We start from the raw sequence: 472 nt of genomic DNA, 5'->3' as shown, positions 1-472 counted from the left end.
CATATAGGGTGCCACGGTAATGGAATCGAAGCTCATTGCCGAACTTTCCTCATTGAAAAATGCTTCGGCATACATGGCAGACGTATTTCCTATATCACCACGCTTGGCATCGGCAATGGTAAATACACTTTTAGGAAAATGCTGCCAAGTTTTGACCAAGGTATCCCAGCCTTTTACTCCTCTACTTTCGTAAAAGGCAGTATTAGGTTTATAAGCCACGCAGAGATCATGTGTAGCATCGATCAGCTGTTTGTTAAATTCCAGGATAGGATCATTGTATTTCAACAGGTGTTTAGGTAATTTATCTAATACCGGGTCCAAGCCTATGCACAAAAAAGATTTTTTTTGTTGAATTTGTTCAAAAAGCTGTTGTTTATTCATTGTTTTATAATCAGATCATGAAGCCGCAAAGATGAAAATAATTGCTGATTTAATTCGTTTAATTTGTACAATTACTGGTGTGATGTAGCAC

At 37.5% G+C, this 472-nt stretch carries 1 protein-coding gene; it reads right to left on the bottom strand.

The genetic code is table 11. From position 1 onward, the window contains the following. Window positions 1-381: orotidine-5'-phosphate decarboxylase (gene pyrF / locus JHD69_RS20320; RefSeq protein WP_199142141.1), on the bottom strand; the 381-nt coding region annotated here is incomplete at its 3' end. Window positions 382-472 lie beyond the last annotated feature (91 nt).

The sequence above is a fragment of the Pedobacter sp. ASV12 genome, assembly GCF_016429155.1.
Taxonomy (GTDB): Bacteria; Bacteroidota; Bacteroidia; order Sphingobacteriales; family Sphingobacteriaceae; genus Pedobacter.
This window is presented reverse-complemented; position numbering and strand designations above follow the sequence as displayed.